Genomic DNA, 1,186 nt, shown 5'->3' with positions numbered 1-1,186 from the left:
GGAAACTCCGAACAAGTTGCTCATCAGTCGGAAATGGGCGGCTTAGGGATGCCGAAAAGCCCGCTTTTCAGTCGCTGATTATTGGATAACCAAGGCAAAGCCTTGGTTATCCGGACTCACGGGCGCACCTCTCCCGCAGCAGGCAATAATTGCCGGCGCACCATCCACAGATTCGACAGGGCAAACAGCGTGGTCAGTTGCGCCGTGTTCTTGGCCAAGCCGCGAAAACGAGTCTTTACATAGCCGAACTGGCGTTTGATCACCCGGAACGGGTGCTCCACCTTCGCACGCACTTGCGCCTTGGCCTTTTCGATCTTGCGCTTGGCTTGGTAGAGCACGCTGCGTTTGCTCAAGTGTTTGTAGGTGCTGCGGCGGGCAGCGACCTGCCATATCACCTGCCGTCCCTCGTGTTCTGGCCGCTTTTCCACGCCTGTGTAACCCGCATCCGCACACACGACATTCTCTTCGCCATGCAATAGCTGAGCGACCTCCGTCACGTCAGCTACGTTCGCGGCGGTGCCATGAACGTGATGCACCAGACCCGATTCAGCATCCGCGCCGATGTGGGCCTTCATGCCGAAATAGTACTGGTTGCCCTTCTTCGTTTGATGCATTTCAGGATCGCGCTTGCCTTCCTTGTTCTTGGTCGAACTGGGCGCGTGGATGATGGTCGCGTCGACAATGGTGCCCTGGCGCAACGACAGGCCCTTGTCTTGCAGGTAATTGTTGATGGTTTCCAGAATGCCGGCTGCCAACTGATGCTTCTCCAGCAGGTGCCGGAAGTTCATGATCGTCGTGTCTTCGGGGATCGGAGCGCTGAGCGTCAGACGAGCGAACTGGCGCATCGAAGTGATCTCGTACAGCGCCTCTTCCATGGCGGGATCGCTCAAAGAGAACCAATTCTGCAGCAGGTGAATGCGCAGCATGGTTTCCAGAGGATAAGGCTTGCGGCCACCGCCAGCCTTTGGGTAGTGAGGCTCGATCAACGCCACCAGTCCACTCCACGGTACCACCTGTTCCATCTCGGCCAGGAAACGCTCGCGACGGGTTTGCTTGCGCTTGCCGGCGTACTCGAAATCGGAAAAGCTCATCTGACTCATGGGATGGCAGACTTGTAGAAGGCAGTTGGACGGAGGGCTATTTCAGCACAGGTCAGATGGCCTGTGCTGACTTGATCGGAGAATCC

General features: G+C 57.2%; 1 protein-coding gene. It reads right to left on the bottom strand.

What is annotated here, in order from left to right; genetic code table 11:
- Nucleotides 1–116: 116 nt before the first annotated feature.
- The gene (locus CQW31_RS30735; RefSeq protein ID WP_013973047.1) at nt 117–1,100 is read right to left on the bottom strand and encodes an IS5-like element IS2000 family transposase; all 984 of its coding nucleotides are present in this window, start codon (nt 1,098–1,100) and stop codon (nt 117–119) included.
- Nucleotides 1,101–1,186: the final 86 nt, after the last annotated feature.

Source organism: Pseudomonas sp. 382 (genome assembly GCF_002759075.1).
Taxonomy (GTDB): Bacteria; Pseudomonadota; Gammaproteobacteria; order Pseudomonadales; family Pseudomonadaceae; genus Aquipseudomonas; species Aquipseudomonas vlassakiae.
The sequence above is the reverse complement of the archived record's forward strand: the minus strand, read 5'-3'. Positions and strand labels throughout refer to the sequence as shown.